The organism is Streptococcus pseudopneumoniae (assembly GCF_001072665.1).
Classification (GTDB): domain Bacteria; phylum Bacillota; class Bacilli; order Lactobacillales; family Streptococcaceae; genus Streptococcus; species Streptococcus pseudopneumoniae_S.
Genome location: NZ_JVJI01000011.1, coordinates 1 through 20,528, shown reverse-complemented (window position 1 = coordinate 20,528; position 20,528 = coordinate 1). Strand labels below are relative to the sequence as shown.

The following is a 20,528-nucleotide window of genomic DNA, read 5'->3' as shown; positions in this document are numbered from 1 at the left end:
TCTTTATTGGTATTTTTCTGTTAAGGACTGCCAAATCTCTTCTGTTGGCATTTCCTTTCCTGTCCACAGTTGAAAAGCTTCTGCAGCTTGATAGAGCAACATTCCCAGACCATTGACCGCTGGATTGCCTTGACTTCTGGCCCATTTCAAAAATGGTGTTTCAAAGGGTTGGTAAATGATATCAGCCACTAAGAGAGTTTCCGGTAAAACTATGCTTTCAGGAACTGGAGATGATTGACCATCCATTCCTACACTTGTCGCATTGACAAGTAAATCAGACCCAGCAATCCTTGCTTGCAATTCAGTAACATCTTCTAAAGCATACAAGTCCACTTTAAAGCCTGTCTGCTCCTGTAACTTGGTCAGGTAAGGTCTTGTTTTTTCCATAGAAACTGAACGAACAAAGAGCGAAATCTGACTGACGCCATCCAAAATAGCTTGTGCCAAAATGGACTTGGCCGCACCACCTGCACCCAGCAAGGTCATCTTCTTACCTGAAATTGTAAAAGAAGGCAAGCTCTTAAAAAATCCCTTGCCATCTGTATTATATCCAATTAAATTGCCATTCTCATTGACAACCGTATTAACCGCACCAATCAAGCGCGCTTCGTCGCTCAGCTCATCCAAATAAGGAATCACCTGCTCCTTATAGGGCATGGACAGGTTGATGCCAAACATCTGGTAGCGACGAATATTGGCCACTGTTTCTGCCAATTCACCCGCTTCAATCTCCCAAGCCACGTAAGCACCATTGGTAGCTGTCGCCTCAAAGGCACTATTGTGGATAAAGGGGGAAATCGAATGCTTAATAGGATTGGCAACAACGGCAGCTAAACGTGTATAGCCATCAAGCTTCATCCAAAATCTCCCGAATTTTTTTCATGTTAGCTAAGGAAATCTGACCTGGGGCACTGGCCTCATCTAGACTAGCAAAGGACCAGCTAGATCCTGTCACATCCGCAGTGATACGAGAGACCTTGCCCACCTTGCCCATAGAAATCGTCACATATTCCTGCTCAGGATTGAGGATTTTAAAGCCTCGTGTATAGTTCATCAAGTCTAGCACATCCTGCTCCGTGTGAGCCATCACCGCAACCTTAACAAGTTTTGGATTTAGGCTCGTCAACTCTGACAATATTTCCATCATGTTTTCAGGTGTTTCTTGGAAATTATGGTAACTCAAAACGAGATTTGGGAAGTCCAGCATTTCCTCAAAAACATCCTTGTAGCTATAGTACTCAAAATCAATATAGTCTGGTTGATAGAGTTGTGCCACTTCCTTGATTAGATGGATATATTCTTCTGGAGAAAGGTCGATTTCTCCCCCTTCAGAGCGAGTTCGCAACGTGAAAACTAACTCACGGCCTGCGAATTTTTCAAAAATCGCTGGAGCCACCTGCAAAATCGCTTCCTTAGGCAGATAGTCGGCACGCCATTCAATGATGTCGGCATCTAGGTACCTCGTGGCGTCCAGAGCCTGGACCTCCTCTAAACTTCTTGGCATTACTGAAACAATTAATTTCATTTACTAACCTTCATACTAATCACCTTGAGGTAATTACTACTTTCATCTTTTTTATTATAGGCAAAATCTGCTGGAAGACCGTATTTATTTAAAATCTGGTAACTTCTTCCTGCAAAGCCTTTATCAATTTGTTCTGTAAATTTCTGGCGGGATACATTGGCAGCATTGGTGCTGGCAATAATAATACCGCCCGGATTTAAAATCTCAAGACTTTGGGATATCAACTTATGATAATCCTTGGCCACAGAAAATGTTTGTTTTTTGTTCCGAGCAAAGCTAGGCGGATCTAGGACAATCACATCATAGGTCAAGCCTTTTCGCTTGGCATACTTGAAATACTCAAAAACATCCATAACTATAAAACGATGGTCGTCTGTGCTGATTCCATTAGCCTGAAAATGCGCTTGAGACAATTCTCGTGAACGTTTAGCTAGGTCAACCGAAGTAGTCTGGCTTGCTCCTCCCATGGCCGCAGCCACTGAAAAGGCTGCTGTGTAGGAAAACATGTTGAGCAAGGATTTACCCATAGCCAACCCATCCACTAAACTACCGCGAACTTCATGCTGGTCTAGGAAAATCCCTGTCATCAAGCCATCGTTCATAAAGACTTGATACAGAACACCATTTTCCAAAACAGTGAAGAAGTCAGGTGCTTCTTGACCATAAACATGGGCAGATTCATAGTCCAAACCCTTAAAACGGATCTTCTCATATGCTCCTAAAACCTCAGGAAAAACCTGTCTAAAAGCTTCTGAGATAACCTTGCGAATCTGATAAACATAAGAGTTATACCAAGAAAAGGCAGCATAGTCGCCATAAAGGTCCACTGTCAGACCGCCAAAGCCATCTCCCTCTTGGTTAAAGAGACGAAAGGCAGTAGTCAAATCATCTTGATAGTAGGCACTTCTCTTTTCTTTAGCTTGTCTAAACAGTGCTTCAAAGAAAGCTTGATTGAAGGTCACCTTGTCTGTGCTCACAAACCAGCCCAAGCCCTTGTTTTGCTGAGAAAGGTAGGCAGTACCAAGAAAGTTTCCATCTTGACTATGAACTTCTACTTCCTGATCCTTGAGACTGATATTCTCAAGATCGCTGGCTTCTAGTAAAACTAGTCCCTTTGAAAGCTTTTTTTCAACCCGTTTGTTGACTCTTATTCTATTCATAGTCACTATTATAGCAAATTTTGTGACAATTCTCAAAAAAGAAACTACCCTTGCTTTTTTACTCTTCTTTTAAAAATGGTTTATTAATACTAATAAAAAATTAGAAATAATTGTGTGAGAGTTACAATAAAAAATGCTCTTCCAAGAACGGAGGAGCATTTCTTTTTATAAAATTTATCAAGCAAGCGACCAACTAGCTCATCTTTTTTCTATTTCTACCAATATGCGTGACAGGTAGTAATGATAGCCAAAAATAGCAAGACCAAGTAAGAGGATAAGAGCTCCTACTCCCAAGCTGATGGCAAGGACAGGGGCGAGAGACTGAACCAAGAACAAACTTGCTATGACTAAAATCATTAAGATAACACTATAAATTAAGAGTAAAACTATTGCTACTATACGATTTGAACGGTTCACCAGGTCCGTAATGTTACTCCAATTGGTTGACAAATTTTTCACGTCCTTAAGGTAATGGTGGCAAGAAAGGATGACACTGGCAAGGAACCATGCCACAAGAAGGTAAATCATCGAAAGGATGGGCAAACCTAAATATAGAGAAAGACCAAGTAAAGTCAGAACTGGTAAAAAGGACTGGACAGCAAAGATAATCCAAAATTTCACTTTCACATAACGAGCAAAGTCAAAGGGTAAACTCTTCAGAAAATCAACATTTTCCCTCTCTAAAGACAAGGCAATTGAAGGCAGGCTGGTGATATTGTTATTGACAACTGCTATAAACAATCCTATAAAAAACAAGGGTAACCAGTATGGAGGATGGATGTCTGGAACTATCTGAGAATCTCGGATTTTGGAAATCAGACCGATCATCATGAGATAAGGAAGGAAAGCACTTGTAAAAAGCACTGTAACCACGCCAGTTCCCTGTCCCAAGAGGGAGAGGTTGTAGCGCAAAACCATGCGGAAAAAGCCCTTTTTAGTAGTTGAAATCCTCTCCTTGCTGCGACGTTCTTTTTTGAGCTTCTCCTCACTATTAAGCAGAATCACGTCATAAAAACGAGGAAGGACCTTCTTTTTGGTCAGATAAAGCAGGAAGAGAGTTAGTCCTATCCAAGCTAACAGACCCAGTATGGCTTCTGTCGAAAAAGGCTCCACTGCTATTTTGTAAAAGATATGAAGAGGATAAAGGAGAAATGGAATGTCTCTAACTTTGTCAACAATACTTCCAAAAGTCGACTGTAGAAAGAGGACAAATATTAAAGGTATGAGAACTCCTATCCCAATCATCACATTGGCAAAAATAGACTGATACTTTCTGAAGACCCTAGTCTGAGCCAAGAAATGTACTGCCACTACCATCACTAAAGTAACAGAGACAAATAACAAGGCCAAGGACAGCAGCATCAAAGGCAAGCCCAGCCAAAGAGAAGGAGCTAGCCTAATATAGAGGACTAGAAAATAAGCTAGGATTGGTACAATTCCAGCTAGAGCTGGCAAGAGAACAGACAGTCCTTTAGCAATTATAATCTCTGATTCTTTAAAGGCATAGGGCCTATACAATGCCAAGTCCTTACTCTCATAAAAGACATTGTAAAAGGCAGTGAAAGAAGTTGAAAAGGCAAGCACCAGTAAAATAGCAACCATGCTACTAAAAAAACTTGGCATTTCCTCAAAAGGAAAACGAAAGGCTATATTTATAAACATGAAGAGCATTAAGAGACTGGAAAAAATGTAAGAACTTAGGACTCTAGCGGAAACATTTACTTTTTTTCCAGGATTCTTAGCTTGCTTCTTTCGTAGGTTAGCCAGATTAGCTTCTTGAGATGAATAGAGGATATTGATATCAACTAATTTTTTAATGACCTTGAGACGCATCTGAAACCTCCTCTTTTCTACCTGCAAGGCTAAGGTAGATACTTTCCAAAGACTGGTCTGGGTGGTCTTTTCTCAAGTCCTCTACGCTACCACAATAGATCAAATGCCCCTTTTTCAAAATGGCAATCCGATCACAGACTTGCTCAGCTACCTCTAGGACATGGGTTGAAAACAAGACCGTCTTGCCTTTTTGTGCATGTTCCTTCATCATTTGCTTCAAATCAAAGGCAGCCTGGGGATCCAAACCTGTCAAGGGTTCATCCAAGACCCAAATATCAGGATCAGACAAGAGTGCTCCGATAACAAAGACTTTCTGACGCATTCCGTGAGAAAGGGTTTCAATAACCTGATAGCGGTTTTCAGCAAAATCAAAAACACTCAACAACCTAGCTAGACTAGCCTCCAAGTCAGAGCTAGTTAGCTCATAGGATGAAGCAATCAATTCCCAAAATTCATTGGCTGTTAAGCGTAAAAATAAGTCAGGCGAGTCTGCTACGTAGCCAATCTTTCGTTTAATAGCCAAGCGATTTTCCGATAACTCCTGACCATCTACCAAAATACGACCACTGCTGGGTGAAATAATACTGACTAAGGATTTTATGGTTGTCGATTTCCCAGCACCATTATGGCCAATCAAGCCCATAATCTCTCCATTTTCAATCTGCAGATTGAGATTGCTCAAGGCCTCTTTATCACCATACAACTTACTAACATTTTGAAATTCAATCATGGGAGGACTCCTATATTTATGTTCTTTATATTGTTATATTAGCACTTTAGTACAGATTTATCAACACTTTTTATAAAAAAGTCGAAAATATTTTTTAGATTTGCGCAAACGTTTGCGTTGCCTAATACTTTATGATAAAATAAATCATTATCGACAAGTAAGAGGAAACATCATGCAAAATCAAACACTCATGCAATACTTTGAATGGTATCTGCCCCACGACGGTCAGCACTGGACGCGTCTAGCTGAAGATGCTCAACACCTAGCTGATCTCGGTATCAGCCATGTCTGGATGCCGCCTGCCTTTAAGGCTACTAATGAAAAAGATGTCGGCTATGGGGTCTATGACTTATTTGACCTAGGAGAGTTTAACCAAAAAGGAACTGTCCGCACCAAGTATGGTTTTAAAGAAGATTATCTTCAAGCCATTCAAGCTCTAAAAGCGCAGGGAATCCAGCCTATGGCTGATGTGGTGCTCAATCACAAGGCTGCTGCTGATCACATGGAAGCCTTTCAGGTTATTGAGGTGGATCCTGTAGACCGTACAGTTGAGCTTGGAGACCCCTTCACAATCAATGGCTGGACTAGCTTTACCTTCGATGGTCGCCAAGATACATACAATGACTTCCACTGGCACTGGTACCACTTCACCGGTACAGACTACGATGCCAAACGCCGTAAGTCTGGGATTTATCTGATCCAAGGTGACAATAAAGGCTGGGCTAACGAGGAATTGGTCGATAACGAAAACGGAAACTACGACTACCTCATGTATGCCGACCTAGACTTTAAACATCCTGAAGTCATCCAAAATATCTATGACTGGGCTGACTGGTTCATGGAAACGACTGGTGTAGCTGGTTTCCGCTTGGATGCCGTTAAACACATTGACTCTTTCTTCATGAGCAATTTTATCCGTGATATGAAGGAAAAATACGGTGAGGATTTCTATGTTTTTGGTGAATTCTGGAATCCTGACAAGGAAGCCAATCTAGACTATCTTGAAAAAACGGAAGAACGATTCGACCTTGTTGATGTTCGTCTTCATCAGAATCTCTTTGAAGCCAGTCAAGCTGGCGCAAACTATGACCTTCGTGGTATTTTCACAGATAGCTTGGTTGAACTCAAACCTTACAAGGCTGTAACCTTTGTCGACAACCACGATACCCAACGTGGTCAGGCTCTTGAGTCTACTGTTGAAGAATGGTTCAAACCAGCAGCCTATACTCTCATTCTATTACGTCAAGACGGCCTTCCATGTGTCTTTTACGGAGACTACTATGGGATTTCAGGGCAATATGCTCAGCAAGATTTCAAAGAAGTCCTTGACCGCCTCCTAGCTATCCGAAAAGATTTGGCTTATGGAGAACAAAATGACTACTTTGATGATGTTAACTGTATCGGTTGGGTACGCTCAGGTGCTGAAAATCAATCCCCAATCGCAGTCCTTATCTCAAATGACCAAGAAAACAGCAAGTCAATGTTTGTCGGCCAAGAATGGGCTAACCAAACCTTTGTAGATTTACTTGAAAACCACCAAGGTCAAGTTACAATTGATGAGGAAGGCTATGGACAATTCCCAGTCTCAGCTGCTTCGGTAAGTGTCTGGGCAGCTAATACAATCTAATTGCCAATGATTATAAAGCCAGGTCCAATCGGATTTGGCTTTTTTGTATTCAAAAAAAGACCTACCCAAATGGATAGATCTTTACTTGATTACAATTTACCTGCTACTGCATCCAACAATTCTTGAATCTTAGCTTGGTTGCTTCCTCCTGCCATGGCCATGTCTGGTTTACCACCACCACGTCCATCGACGATTGGTGCCAATTCTTTGACAAGGTTTCCAGCATGAAGGTCTTTTGTCTTGCTTGCTACAAGGACATTGACTTTGTCACCGATAGCAGCAACTAGGACAAGAAGATCAGAGTAGTCTTTTTGTTTCCAGTTATCCGCAAAAGTACGAAGAGCACCTGCATCTGATACAGAAACTTGACTAGCAATGTAACGGTGACCATTGACTTCCTTCACATCCTTGAAGATATCGCCTGCGGCTGCAGCTGCGGCTTTTTCTTTCAATTCAGCATTTTCTTTTTGAAGTTGACGAAGTTGTTCTTGAAGTCCTTCTACTTTGTGAGGAACTTCCTTGACTTGAGGTGCTTTCAAGGTTGCTGCGACAGCTTTAAGAGCGTCTTCTTGTTCACGGTAGGCTTCAAAGGCTTCCTTACCAGTCACTGCCAAGATACGGCGAGTTCCTGATCCAATACCTTCTTCTTTGACAATCTTGAAGAGTCCAATCTCAGAAGTATTGCCAACGTGGGTACCACCACAAAGCTCGATAGAGTAGTCACCGATAGTAACAACACGGACTTCCTTACCGTATTTCTCACCAAAGAGGGCCATAGCACCCATTTCCTTAGCAGTGTCAATATCTGTTTCAACTGTCTTCACTTCAAGAGCTTCCCAAATTTTCTCGTTAACTTGCTGTTCAATGGCACGAAGTTCTTCAGCAGTTACTGCTTGGAAGTGAGTGAAGTCAAAGCGAAGGAATTCTACTTCATTAAGCGAACCTGCCTGAGTTGCATGGCTGCCAAGGATATTGTGAAGAGCCGCATGGAGCAAGTGAGTCGCAGTGTGGTTTTTCATGACACGGTGACGACGATTTGTATCAATTGCCAAGGTATATTCTTGGTTCAAGGCAAGCGGTGCAAGGACTTCAACCGTGTGAAGAGCTTGTCCATTTGGTGCTTTTTGAACATTTGTCACAGTAGCCACAACCTTACCTGACTCATCCAAGATTTGTCCGTGGTCAGCTACCTGTCCGCCCATTTCAGCGTAGAATGGCGTTTCTGCAAAGATCAGAGAGGCAGTTCCTTCTGATACAGCTTCTACTTCTGCATTGTCAGCCACGATAGCCACCAATTTAGAAGACAATTGGCTAGCATTGTAGTTGAAGACACTTTCTACAGTGATGTTTTGAAGGGTTTCATTTTGCATCCCCATTGAGCCACCCTTGACAGCTGACGCACGAGCGCGTTCTTGCTGTTCTTTCATGGCTGCTTCAAAACCTTCACGGTCCACAGTCATACCAGCCTCTTCAGCGATTTCTTCAGTCAATTCAACTGGGAATCCATAAGTGTCGTAAAGTTTAAATACATCTGAACCAGCAATGACAGATTGACCTTTTTCTTTCAAGTCTGCTACAATGCCTTGAGCAAAGTGTTGACCTGAGTGAAGAGTACGCGCAAATGATTCTTCTTCGCTCTTAACGATTTTTTCGGTAAAGTCACGTTTTTCAAGCACTTCTGGGTAGTAGCTTTCCATGATTTTCCCAACAGTTGGAACCAGTTTGTAAAGGAAAGGCTCGTTGATTCCCAATTTTTGACCATGCATAGAAGCACGACGGAGAAGACGACGAAGGACATAACCACGACCTTCATTTCCTGGAAGGGCACCATCACCGATGGCAAATGAAAGTGAACGGATGTGGTCAGCGATGACCTTAAAGCTCATGTTTTCGCCATCTTGGTCATAGACCTTACCAGACAATTTCTCCACTTCACGGATGATTGGCATGAAGAGGTCCGTTTCAAAGTTGGTCTTAGCCCCTTGGATAACTGCCACCAAACGCTCCAAACCAGCGCCCGTATCAATGTTCTTGTGCGGCAATTCCTTGTACTCGCTACGAGGAACAGCAGGGTCTGCGTTAAATTGTGACAAAACAATGTTCCAGATTTCGATGTAACGGTCGTTTTCGATATCTTCTGCAAGGAGACGAAGGCCGATATTTTCTGGGTCAAAGGCTTCTCCACGGTCAAAGAAGATTTCTGTATCTGGTCCAGAAGGCCCCGCACCGATTTCCCAGAAGTTGTCCTCGATTGGAATCAAGTGACTTGGATCCACTCCCACTTCAATCCAGCGGTTATAAGAATCTTTATCGTCTGGATAGTAGGTCATGTAAAGTTTTTCAGCTGGGAAGTCAAACCATTCTGGGCTTGTCAAAAGCTCATAAGCCCAAGTGATGGCTTCGTCACGGAAGTAATCACCGATAGAGAAGTTCCCCAACATTTCAAACATGGTATGGTGACGTGCAGTCTTCCCTACGTTTTCGATGTCGTTGGTACGGATAGCCTTTTGGGCATTGGTAATACGTGGATTTTCAGGGATAATGGTCCCGTCAAAGTATTTCTTAAGGGTTGCTACCCCAGAGTTGATCCACAAAAGTGTAGGGTCATTTACAGGAACCAAGCTCACTGATGGTTCTACTGAGTGACCTTTGGTCGCCCAGAAATCAAGCCACATTTGGCGTACTTGTGCACTAGATAGTTGTTTCATATTGTCTCCTTATTTACTTGTTTAATGTGATTGGCTTTCCAGCATCTCCACATAGTCAATCGCGACACAGAGGGAAATGACTAGATCTGCATAAGCGTCCTCAAGGACCGTTACATTATAGGTAGATGTCAGATGGAAGAGTTCTTTCTTGATTTCCGCAATCAGCTGATCGCGATCATCCAGCAATTTGAAATTCAAATCCCAGATATTGCCCTCGATACGAAGCCCCAGATTATCAAACTCATACTTATCTCGCCAGAAGGTCAACTTCTTGCGAATGACAAAACTCGAGCCATCCCGAAGCTGAATCTCAAAACGAGGAAGCAAGGTCAAGATTTCTTTACTGATCTGACTAACTTGTTCACCAGTCGCATCATAGATGGTAAAAGTTTTGGGAATCTTAAAAAAATGATCCCTCTACCTGATAGGCGATTTCTCCCCTGTCATCCTTGATAGCGAAGCGTTCGCCTCCAAGACGAAACTTTTGTTTGACAAGAAATGTTTTCATCAACACCTCCAAAAATTAAAAGACAAGCTCATATCACGAAGGGCGAAAAACCGCGGTACCACCTTCATTCAATGAACTTGTCATTCTCTTATTCTTATGCAATTGTATGATTGAGTAGCATGACTTTCTAGCTTAGATGGCTCGCAGCACCGCCATTTCTCTGGACTAAGACAACTGAAAATCAAATCTCAACTTTCTTATTATATCGTTTTTTTAAGCTTGCGTCAACTGGGAATCTTCCTAATGAAATAGTACAAAATAGTAATCTTTCAAAATAAGCTTGTTCGTTAAGAACGAAGTAAATCTAGTAATTTGTCATTGATTTTTTGATAATATCCAAAATAATCATCTTCAATATCAAATGTATCCTGAAGGACAAAACGTAAGGTATCTATTGTTTGGTTCAATTTTTTAGAATTTACTATTTTACCATCAATTTCTGATAGTCCATGTGCAACTTTGTTACGCTCACTATTTAGACCGGTAATAACCTTTAGTGACTTCAGTAAGCCAGGAGAGGCTTGATAAAAAGTTAGAATATTTTCATAAGATAAAAGGTTTAAGGTTGATTGAGGTGAATAAATTCTTTCCTCTTCATTTTCTATTCCTTTTGCTTTTTTAAATTCTAAATCAATAAAATCTATAATCTTCTCAAAATCTTTGTATTCTTCATTTAATTTTGGTAAGGCCCCATCATATTTGATTAAATCAGGATAATCTTTTTTGATCTTTTCTTCGATGATAAATTCAACATAAGACTTTGATTTGATTAAGACATCTGCTACTTGTCCTCTCTCTTTCAAGACTTCTATCATTAAAAAGTAATTAAGGGCTTTCTTCTCAACATCTGTCAATGGATAGTCTTGAATATCTTTTAAAATAGCTTGCGTTTTAAATACTTTTACAAAGTCATTTAATGTAGCTCGTAAAAAAGATAATTTCTTTTTAGAAAGTAAGTTATTGTATTCTTTTTTTGTAACAAGCTCTTCTGCGGCAAGATAATCATAGGAAGCTATCAGATTTCTTAAATGACGTTTGATTAAAGATTGATTAAATTTTTCAGCCTCATCTTTAATAGTACGATCTTCGTAATCCTTTTGGTTATCCTCGTTCTCGTTAAAAAGCTTCTGTTCACCTTCACTTGAAAGTGGCACATACTTTCTATTTGCTGATTTGTTAGGAGTTGCAACCTGGATAGCCTGAGTATTATAATCTTTGATTCGATTGAGGGCAAATAAAGCCGAAATAATCTGAGGCGTGCCTGAAGATAGGTTTAAGATTAATTGATGATCAGTTCCAGAATGTTTTTCAACAATCTGTCCCATAACCTCATACATTTTATCAAATAGATAAACCTCATCATTTTTTAGAATTGTTGACTCAATTGTCACATCAGGATGATAATCTTCTATGGAAAAAATAGCTTGCTCAATGAGATCTTTCTTGATCAGCATCTCCTCACTATAAACTAAAACAATCTTCTCCGGTCTATAAGTGCGTGCAATATGTAATAAAGCTGCATCTCTATTATTACTAATTGGATCTGTCGTTCCCACTGCTGAGATTAAAATAGTCAAACTTTCACCTCGTTACTTTAATAATTCCAATAATTCCTTATTTAATTCTTTATAGAAATTGAAATCTTTTTCATTAAATTGATACTGTTCTTTAACTAGCCCTTTTAAGGTTTTTAGAACAGGACCCATCTGTTTTAAGTCTTCAGATTTTATAGAATCTAATCTATGGGCTACTGTATTTCGTGAAGTATTCATGTTGATCATCGGTTTAATTTGATTATATAAAGTCCACTCTTTTTTTTCTTTAAGAATTTTACTATAATCCCAAATTCCCAAGAAATATTTTTCTGATTCATCTACATATCTATCCAATAATCCTGGATAACGGTTATCAATATAATCTTCCAAGATAAATTCAGTCAAGGTTTTAATTCTAATGAGTCCTTCACTGAAATTCCCACGTTCTTTTTGCAATTCAATTGTTAGATAAGCATTGAGAACCTTCTTCTTCTCATCACTCCATTTTCTATTTTTAACAGTTTGGGGAATATCTTGTCTATCTAGCGCATCTACAATATCTTGCAATTTTTTACGCGCTTCTTTCAAACCAGAAAAATCTGGTAATTGATTTGCTAACTCTAAACTAGCTTTATAATCATATTTAGTAATAAAATCACGAATAGTTTTCTTCATTAAATCCTGACTAAATTTCTCCGCACTATCTTCCAAAGTACGATCCACAAACTGATTGGTACTATCTTCATTTAATGAAATCAAATCATCAATATCTTCACTTATATCATGTTTATCTCCTATATTTGGCCCCTTTTGTGGAGAAGCAACTTGAACTGCTTTGACATTTATACCACTCAAACGGTTGATAATAAAAAGAGCAGCGCATATCTGTGGTGTCCCACTAGAAAGATTCAAAATAAATTCATCTTCTTTTTTGTAACATTCATTAATTATTTTTGAGAATTCATCATACATTTTATCGAAAATAAAGACATCCTCACCAATAATTATTTTTTCATGAATAATAATTTCTGGTCTATAGTTTTCAGATATAGAGAAAAGAACTTTATTATTTCGCTCTTTATTAGGAAGCATCTTATCAGAATACACAATAATAATTTTATCTGGACGATACTTTCTTGCAATATGAACCAGAGCACCATCATGAAATCCTCTAATCGGATCGGAATCACTAACAGCGGATATCAAAATTTTCATTGTAAAATCTCCCTAATCATGAAATTAGCTTTCCCCATTTCATAGAAGGAATCGCTATTAATGATCAATTTCCGTTCTCCTTTATTGGTTTTAATGCTCTTGTCCGGCGCTTTCGTCAGTTTCAAAACACCTTTTCCAACCATCTTAGTCTTCATTCGACTATACCGTTTTTGTAAGATTCCATCCGCTTGTTGAAACAAGGTCTTTGTCCAGGCTCCACTTCCAGCTCCTAAATAGATAGGATATTGAAGATTTGGCTGAATCTTATTTTCAGGAAAATCTGATAAGAAAAATTCTTTATATTCTTTGTAAAAAGCTTGCGCTCTCTGTCCTAATTCCTCAATTAAGATTCCAGCTTCCTTAGTGGTTGTAGTAATGGTGAAATTGATTTTAGTTAAGGGCGCGATTGCTTCCCTATATAAAGGAAGAGGCTTAGCAGTTAAGGACTTGGCTGAATAATCCCATTTTTGAACTAGAATAATCTGCTCATTGTTAAATGGCGTACTATCACTAACACGAATGGCATTGAACAAGTCATTAAATTCTTGACCCTTTTTGGCACCCCAAGGAACCATCTTTTTGTTTTCTTTAGGACTTCTACCACGAAAATCGACTGCATTCTTATTGTTCCAGTCAGGATTGGTATTCATTAAAATGGTCCGAATAGATCCCTTTAAGGAACTACCTGGAATATACGGACTCCCAAAAGGGTCTCTAATAAATTTTGCCACTTCATTTATCGTGCCTAATTTGGAATCGCGATTATTTTTTTCAATTTCCAAACCAGTCTCAACAATCCGGTAACCACCGAAATCACGATTAGATATCCGGTTATCATCCAAGAAGGAAATCAAGCGATTATTTCTGGCGTTTGGCTTTGTCTCCTGTAAAAAACGCTCAAACTTTTGATCGTATCCTTTCTCCACCATTCGATTGTAAAACTTACCCATATCCGGGAAATAATAGCGACGATTCTCATAGATGAATTCTCGTGAAGTGTATTTCTCACCACTCCCAATATGAATAGGGGCCATGGCTAGGAGGCTGAATTGAAAGGTTCTATATTCTGTTTTCATCTTTCTCCCTCCATCTTGAAAAATAGTGGCTTAGCATAGTTTAATACTTCATGCGGGAAATCAAGAGGCCTTACATCTACAATCTGTCCTGTAAAGGTTTCACAGAAAGTAGATCCAGAAGCAAACTTATATAAATCCTGCTTACGATAATTTTCATTAGTTTCTGTACTAAAGGCAAAACCACTTGATTTACTTAGTAAATAGGAACCAGTTTCCATAGCATGTTCAAGTTCCTTTTCAATGGGTAAAGAAGTTGTTAAGGCCATGACTGTTCCTTGATGGACCTTAGTAAGACGATTTTTAAGAGCATCAGGTATGTCTGTAATGGTTAAATCAAACCGTCCATAGCCGCTAGAACGTTTACCCCCAATTCCCGCGTACTGCAAACTTGTCATGAGTTCATTCAAGAGGTTTGATTCGGTAGCAATAACATAGAGAGCAGACTGATCTGCAAATCGAACGGTAGAAACTTGATAAAGATGTCCATCCACATGAGGTTGGTTTTTAGTGATGATGTTTGTTACTGCATGTTCTGCATCTTCAAAAAGCGTCCCATTTACATACGAATCAAATTTATCTAAAGGAATAAACTGAAGTTTCTTTGCCATTTTCGCTTGACGTCTTACTTCTTTAACATCCGTTGTTAAGTCTTGCTGATCAAACTTTGGAAATCCAATCGGCTTCGGTAAAAATGGACTTGACTGATAAGGAAAGGCATCAGTCAAAACAAAATCATCTTGACCTGCTAATGACACAAATTCCTCCATTTTTCCCATTTTTTTCGCCTCAATAGCTAAGGCAGAAAATAATCGGTCAGCTGCAAAAGTCATTTTAGAACTATCCAGAGTACCTGCTCCAAAGTGAGCAGACTGAAAGTTCATAATATACATCTTATAGGTCATACTAGACCTCCGTAGTTAAAAGTTCATTCAATCTACTAACATCATAGTTTCCGAAAACTGTATTTGCTTTAAGAGCCTCAAAAACAACTTTACCATATCCACGAGAGCCAGATCCACCTAAATAATCAAGTTCCAGAAGTTTTAATCCATCAAGTATTACTTTGAAATCTTCTTCCACTTGATCTTCACTGTCATCTGTGATTTGATAGATTAATTCAAATGCAAAAGCACTCTCACGGATGGCACGTTCAATTTGTCTTGGATTCGCTTCAGCAGTGATACGGTCAATAGTATTTTCAAACTTAACTTCAGTATAACTCTTGACCCCTAATGAATCTAACTTGTCCTTATTGATTAAAAAAGCATCTCTAAAAATGAGTCGCCCCATTTTATAGCGATTATCAGAACTGTTCCCAAAGAGTCGACTTAGAATTTCTCCATCTTCTCCTGGTTTCTTAGCTAGTCGTTCATTATGAACTTTTGAAAGGAGACTGCGCATCTTCCCTTTGATACTTGAACCAGGAATAATGGGTAAGTTAGTAATAGGATCCTTGATTACAGGAGAATCAGTAGCCCCAATTGCCGCAAAAGCATTGCTTGTACCAATATGAAGTCCTGTTTCTAGACGAATTTGTCCTTTTACTTGAATTTTTGCAAATGCCATTAATCTTTTCCTCCATAAAATTTGAAATAAGCTACTAGTGCTTCCATATAGCGGCAAAAACGTTGGAGACTTTCCTTATTGTTAATTTCTTTTAAAATGTCTAGAATTTCAGCTTTTTTCACTAAGTCTTTAACCGCAGTTTCTCTGCCCGATTGATAAACAAACTGCACTCTCAAATAAGCAATTTTGTCAGCTAAATCCTTATACTCTCTAACCTTACTTTCATCAAAGAGGGTACTCGTCAAGCTTAGTAGGTTTCTAATTTTGCTGGTTGTTAAAATGAATGCTTCAGGGTTCCTAGAATCTCTAGTGTTTCGATTCAGTGATTTAATAACATTCTCTGCTTTATCTACGTAATTATCATCTGTTAAAATTGCCATCTATGAATCCTTTCTAATCTCATAAATATATAGAAGTAAAGCTATCTCTGCTTCCTTACGTTCATTATCACTACCTGTATACCAAGAAAAGAATAAGTCTTTAAACTCTTTAAACTCTTCTTTTTTATCCTTAGAAGTTTGATCTTCTAAACGGGTCAAATAATAGGCTAATCGAGCAATATTCATACGATCGTAGTTGCGAAGGAGCTCAATAAGTCTATATACAAAACTCTTTCCTCGCTCATCTTGAATATTAAAGTAGTAACGAATGCTCTTCAGTTTCCCATTATAGACATTGTCAATAAATTGGTCGAACTTCAAGGTATAGGCTTTTTCAAAAAGGGAAATACTATCCTTATCGTTATCCTTGGCTGCTCCTTCTAGCTTACCAGTTTCCTCAGCCATGAGGCTAACTGGAGTTTTATCTGGAAAGAGGCCAATCCCCGCTGATAGGGTTAATTTACCATTTGTCCACTTGATAAAGTTTTGTCGGAGACAAATAGTGAACTCAATAATATCCTGCCAGGAACCGATCGCAAATACATCATCTCCACCGGCATAAATAATCGATAGTTTTTTCTCTTTGGCAAACTGGTTGATATAGACCTTAAAGAAGAGACTCATACTTCTAGAGAAGGTCGCTGAACGTGCCAGAGTATTATACTTGCCACTATCTTGATAAGAGAACCCAGCCATAAAGGCGGCTCCTAGGTCATCCACATCTAGTCGAACGACTGCCAGACGCTTGATTCCTTGTCCAGTTTCACTATCCTGAGATAATTTGGCGTACTCGTAAATCTCATCATACTTGTAATCTCCGACAAAGACATGGGTTGCTTTTAGGATATCTGTACTATAGCTATTCTTTACATAAATACGGTCCCACTCTTCATTGGCAAGGTCGGCTTTTGAAATACCACTAATATAGGCTCCCGGACCTATCGGCAGGCCTTTTTCTTTTGTCACAATATAGTAGTTTTCTTGTATTTCCTTGGCAAAGCGATACATTCCTGCACAGATATGGCAGACCTCTTGATCTTTATACTTGGTAAGCTTTTCGACTGAGTGGCAAATTGCACATTCTTTCTGAGAACTTTTTCCTCCTTGGTTGAGTTCAAGGAGAGTTTTGGCATCATAACGAGAAATTTTCTTTTGAGAAATCATCCGACTGGTTGTTTGATAGACTTTTCGATAGTCAGCCAGTGTCGTTGTCATATCATTGGCAGAAAACGGACTCCAACCAAATGCTACGTACATACCTGTCTGGAAATGCTCGACCAAAAACTGATTGAATTCTGCTTCAAAGTTAGCCAAGGTTTCTCTAGTTTTTTCGGTGTTTGGAAGGATAAAATAGGCATGCCCTCCACCGACGTAGAGGAGATTAGCCCTTGTAAGCTCTAACTTCTCCAGTAAGCTGTCAGCAATATGTTCCCCCATAAAATCTAGATACAAGGAACGTGCTTTTAGTTGCTTGGCAGCTCCAGCTGTTGCGATATTGTAGATAAAATCCTGAATCCCTGACAGGTCAAAACTTGCTAATAAAAAGGCCTTCTCGCTATAAAAAGCTTCTAAGTCTTGTCCCAGCACTTTCTCATAGTCACGGCAATTCTTGTCTGCTAAATAGTCCTCTACAGCTAGGGCAAAGCCAGCTGTCAGACGACTGTAGGTTGCTAGAGAAATATCCGATAATTCCTTGGTTCTTGTCGAAACAGGCACATAGGAAAGAGTAGCCTCAAGGAGATTCAAAAGGGCATCTATCTCAGATTGGCTAAAGTCCAATCTCTCAAACTCTTTTTCTAAGGTCCCTACTATCAGGTCATAGTCTGACTGGTCAGACGGCTCACTCGTTCCCTTAGCATAGTTTGGTTCCCCGTCAAGCTCTAATAGTCGTGCATCGAGATAACGCTGACTAGGGCTATCTGAAAATACATTGAAGATATCCGATTGTTTGCTTAGGAAATCTTCTTTTCCTCCATGAGTTCTTACTGGCCCTTTTAGTCCTGAAGCAATCTTTGCCGCAGCTGACGTGATATAGACCAAACTATCAGAAGCCAAGTCCGTCGGTAAATCACTAGAAGTCGCCTTGGCTATCTGCTGGGCTATTTTTTCATTATCCGAAAAGCGTCTAAACCATTCGGACCCAATGGTACCCAGGTCTTTCTCATCATACCTGGAACCTTGAATCACCTTGCTGATAGCGTGCAAAAGCGACCCATAAACTAAATCAATCTTTTCTTTCTTCAAGTTCTAAACCTCCCATCCCTAAGCTAGTTTTCATACCGAGACCTGAGTACTCCCCAAATTTTAGAAGCATATTGGCATATGCTTTCAAGGTATTTGGACCTGTAATTTTAAAGGTAAATTTCCCCCTGAAACCAGGGATTTTTTTGCCATGGACTTTAAAATAGCTGGACTCCAATCGATAACTGGTAACCCTACTATGCTTGACCAAGTAGTCCAGGGTTTCCTCTTCGATTTCCTGACGATTCTCGACCAGACGTGCATACTTCATCATCAAACTCTGAAAGATGAGGCGCATGGTCGGAAAGAGTACGTACTCTCCCTGAGAGCGAAATCCTGTCGGAGTTTGAAAATGAATGGTGTAGAGTGACCGATCTTGGTTTTCATTAAAAAACTCAAAGAGTTGCTCCGAACTGAGATCTTGCATGGACACAGACTCTACCATGAGAGTCGGTAAATCATGAAGCTCTACTTTCTTGAGCTCCAATAGAACAGGCAGAATCTGCTTGACAGCCTCATCCGTCAGGAGATGAAGGGACCATAGGGTCTTGTCCTTTTGATGGATGATTTTTAGTGAATAGGGGTTGGTCTCCTGTTCATGTAACCAAGTCACATAGTCTGGTTCTAGCTTTTCCATGAGAAAACCTTGGAATTTTGTCGATAGGTCGCTCGGTGATTGGTCAATCCGCTTAAATGATAGTTCGATGCGTTTCATATGCCTCCTTTATTGATACAATTGCGCTTTTGCTTTCTCATGAGCGCTTTTTTCTTTTACTTTTGGAATCCTTTGCCCTTATGAAACTGTCCCCTCTCGAGGTAGATAGGTAGCTATACGGAGAAGTTGAGAATACTTTTGTCAATATTGTCAATGGACAGTTTCCGACCCCTCTCGAGGTAGGTAGCTATACAGAATTCAAAATAGAGCCAGATGGTTTGATTACAACTAAATAGTTCCCGGCCCCTCGCGAGGTAGATAGGTAGCTATACCCATCAATGACTTTGTAAAAAAGCATAAGGAAGCCTGTTTCCGGCCCCTCGAGGGGGTAATAGGGTGTTTTACTCGGATTGGCTGAATGGCTAAGGCGTCGGTCTGCAAGTTTCCGTCCCCTCGCGAGGTGGATAAGTTCTTATACGAACTGCTCAAGCAGATACGGTAGAGCTTCCATTGTTTCCGTCCCCTCTCGAGGTGATTAGGTTGTTCTACTTATTTATCTGGAAAAGTTAAGATTGATTATGATGTAGTTTCCGTCCCCTCTCGAGGTGGATAGGTTCTTATACGAAAAGTTGACGCAAACTAAAAAATAAAATAAGCCATTGTTTCCGTCCCCTCTCGAGGTGGATAGGTTCTTATACTGAAGATGTAATTTCTTATGTCTATAGTGCAATGAGTTTCCGTCCCCTCTCGAGGTGGATAGGTTCTTATACCCCATATTTTGTGGTTGGATTTAAAAACAAACACAAGATATAACCTATTTGGAAACTAATTATAGTATACCATATATTGTAAGAGTTTTCACATCAAAAAAACAAACAATCTGCATCTTCTAGCTCTCTATCATCGGTATTCAAACGAATAGTCTCTTCTCGATTCCCAACATAGACAATAATGTTATCAAATTCGCTAGGATCATAAAAATATTCCAATTCTCGAATCAAGACTTGATAACTAGCCTTCTCTAGGTCAACCTCAAAACAAGAGCGTTGGACTCTCATCCCAAATCCTTCTAACAATTTAGCTAATCGTAATCTTCTTTTATTGCTAATAATATCGTAGATTATCAGACAAAAGAGGGATTTCTTTTTAGCAAAATCCTTTTCTTCTCCTGATAAATGATAATATAATCCCATCACTCTTCTCCTGTATAGGCTGTTACATACAAATGACTATCCTGCTGTTCAAAAGCCCGAATCAAGCGCTTAATCTGCTGGTCAGCCGTGTAAAAGAAAGAATAGCGCTTTTTATCCAGCTCGATATACTGATGTATCTCTAGCATCCTCTCTCTCATAGCTAGAAGAAATACTTTCCTTCCCTCATCTTTTAAAATAAAAGTACCATCAGCCTTTATTTCAAAATGCTCATCTTTTAAACTCTCTTCCAAAATCAATTGCATGATCGTATTTTCTACAATGACTGGTCTCCACTCCTCCATCAAATCGCTCGCAAGACAAGCGTGATGACCATGGCTCTGATGTAGGACACCAAATCCATAACTTAAGCCATTTTTCCGTATCAAGCCCAAGAAGCAAGAGTAAAGAATGGAGTAGCCAAAATTTAGTAAACAATTGAAAGAATCCGTAGCAGGCCGCCTCCTACGACCGTAAAAACGAAAAGAATCCGGTACTAGTAAGCTCAGATAGTAAAAATAATACTCAATGAAAATCAAAGAGCAAACTAGGAAACTAGCCGCAGGCTGTACTTGAGTA

17 protein-coding genes, 1 pseudogene and 1 CRISPR repeat array are annotated in these 20,528 nt (G+C 39.6%); of the genes and pseudogenes, 1 reads left to right on the top strand and 17 read right to left on the bottom strand.

What is annotated here, in order from left to right; translation table 11 throughout:
* Window positions 1–3: 3 nt before the first annotated feature.
* The 5 genes from ADH52_RS00970 to ADH52_RS00950 form a co-directional block, all read right to left on the bottom strand.
* Entirely contained in the window at window positions 4–858 is an 855-nt protein-coding gene (locus ADH52_RS00970; protein WP_049509521.1) for a shikimate dehydrogenase, read from the bottom strand.
* Window positions 848–1,525, bottom strand: coding sequence for a type I 3-dehydroquinate dehydratase (gene aroD / locus ADH52_RS00965; protein WP_004259794.1), 678 nt, complete (start codon window positions 1,523–1,525; stop codon window positions 848–850). Before aroD ends, ADH52_RS00970 begins: the two co-directional genes overlap by 11 nt.
* Window positions 1,522–2,685 (bottom strand): class I SAM-dependent rRNA methyltransferase, encoded by a 1,164-nt coding sequence (locus ADH52_RS00960; protein ID WP_004259796.1) that lies wholly within the window; start codon window positions 2,683–2,685, stop codon window positions 1,522–1,524. Before ADH52_RS00960 ends, aroD begins: the two co-directional genes overlap by 4 nt.
* Window positions 2,686–2,883: 198 nt before the next feature.
* Window positions 2,884–4,518 carry a hypothetical protein gene (locus ADH52_RS00955; protein ID WP_049509518.1) on the bottom strand — a complete coding sequence of 545 codons (1,635 nt, stop codon included), beginning with the start codon at window positions 4,516–4,518 and terminating at the stop codon, window positions 2,884–2,886.
* Entirely contained in the window at window positions 4,499–5,248 is a 750-nt protein-coding gene (locus tag ADH52_RS00950) for an ABC transporter ATP-binding protein (RefSeq protein WP_049509515.1), read from the bottom strand. The genes ADH52_RS00955 and ADH52_RS00950 overlap by 20 nt, the downstream gene beginning before the upstream one ends.
* 172 nt (window positions 5,249–5,420) lie before the next feature.
* Here ADH52_RS00950 and ADH52_RS00945 point away from each other — a divergent pair, with 172 nt between their 5' ends.
* Window positions 5,421–6,875, top strand: a complete 1,455-nt coding sequence (locus tag ADH52_RS00945) for an alpha-amylase (protein WP_049509513.1) — start codon at window positions 5,421–5,423, stop codon at window positions 6,873–6,875.
* Between the two features lie 89 nt (window positions 6,876–6,964).
* Here the strand turns inward: ADH52_RS00945 and alaS are convergent, their stop codons facing one another.
* The 12 genes and pseudogenes from alaS to cas1 form a co-directional block, all read right to left on the bottom strand.
* On the bottom strand, window positions 6,965–9,583 hold the full coding sequence (gene alaS / locus ADH52_RS00940) for an alanine--tRNA ligase (RefSeq protein ID WP_049509511.1): 2,619 nt from the start codon (window positions 9,581–9,583) through the stop codon (window positions 6,965–6,967).
* 21 nt (window positions 9,584–9,604) lie between these two features.
* Window positions 9,605–10,091 (bottom strand): annotated as a pseudogene (locus ADH52_RS00935) (LURP-one-related/scramblase family protein).
* A 287-nt stretch (window positions 10,092–10,378) separates the two neighbouring features.
* Entirely contained in the window at window positions 10,379–11,668 is a 1,290-nt protein-coding gene (gene csm6 / locus ADH52_RS00930) for a type III-A CRISPR-associated CARF protein Csm6 (protein WP_049509509.1), read from the bottom strand.
* Window positions 11,669–11,680: 12 nt separating this feature from the next.
* A complete protein-coding gene (csm6, locus tag ADH52_RS00925) occupies window positions 11,681–12,841 on the bottom strand; it encodes a type III-A CRISPR-associated CARF protein Csm6 (protein WP_049509507.1) in 1,161 nt (386 codons plus the stop codon).
* Complete coding sequence (gene csm5 / locus ADH52_RS00920; protein ID WP_049509505.1) at window positions 12,838–13,917, bottom strand: type III-A CRISPR-associated RAMP protein Csm5; 1,080 nt, start codon at window positions 13,915–13,917, stop codon at window positions 12,838–12,840. The genes csm6 (ADH52_RS00925) and csm5 overlap by 4 nt, the downstream gene beginning before the upstream one ends.
* The gene (gene csm4, locus ADH52_RS00915; protein WP_033681619.1) at window positions 13,914–14,819 is read right to left on the bottom strand and encodes a type III-A CRISPR-associated RAMP protein Csm4; all 906 of its coding nucleotides are present in this window, start codon (window positions 14,817–14,819) and stop codon (window positions 13,914–13,916) included. Before csm4 ends, csm5 begins: the two co-directional genes overlap by 4 nt.
* A gap of 1 nt (window position 14,820) precedes the next feature.
* Window positions 14,821–15,483, bottom strand: coding sequence for a type III-A CRISPR-associated RAMP protein Csm3 (gene csm3, locus ADH52_RS00910; RefSeq protein ID WP_049509503.1), 663 nt, complete (start codon window positions 15,481–15,483; stop codon window positions 14,821–14,823).
* Window positions 15,483–15,863, bottom strand: a complete 381-nt coding sequence (gene csm2, locus ADH52_RS00905; RefSeq protein ID WP_033681617.1) for a type III-A CRISPR-associated protein Csm2 — start codon at window positions 15,861–15,863, stop codon at window positions 15,483–15,485. Before csm2 ends, csm3 begins: the two co-directional genes overlap by 1 nt.
* The gene (gene cas10 / locus ADH52_RS00900) at window positions 15,864–18,107 is read right to left on the bottom strand and encodes a type III-A CRISPR-associated protein Cas10/Csm1 (protein WP_049509502.1); all 2,244 of its coding nucleotides are present in this window, start codon (window positions 18,105–18,107) and stop codon (window positions 15,864–15,866) included.
* Window positions 18,088–18,819: a CRISPR-associated endoribonuclease Cas6 gene (gene cas6, locus ADH52_RS00895; RefSeq protein ID WP_033681615.1), complete on the bottom strand. Its 732-nt coding sequence runs from the start codon at window positions 18,817–18,819 to the stop codon at window positions 18,088–18,090. Before cas6 ends, cas10 begins: the two co-directional genes overlap by 20 nt.
* A gap of 381 nt (window positions 18,820–19,200) precedes the next feature.
* Window positions 19,201–19,529: a CRISPR direct-repeat array (repeat unit 37 nt; unit sequence GTTTCCGTCCCCTCTCGAGGTGGATAGGTTCTTATAC).
* A gap of 93 nt (window positions 19,530–19,622) precedes the next feature.
* Entirely contained in the window at window positions 19,623–19,952 is a 330-nt protein-coding gene (gene cas2 / locus ADH52_RS00890; protein ID WP_049509500.1) for a CRISPR-associated endonuclease Cas2, read from the bottom strand.
* The coding region (gene cas1 / locus ADH52_RS00885) for a CRISPR-associated endonuclease Cas1 (protein ID WP_049509498.1) at window positions 19,952–20,528 on the bottom strand (577 nt) is incomplete at its 5' end. The genes cas1 and cas2, both read right to left, overlap by 1 nt.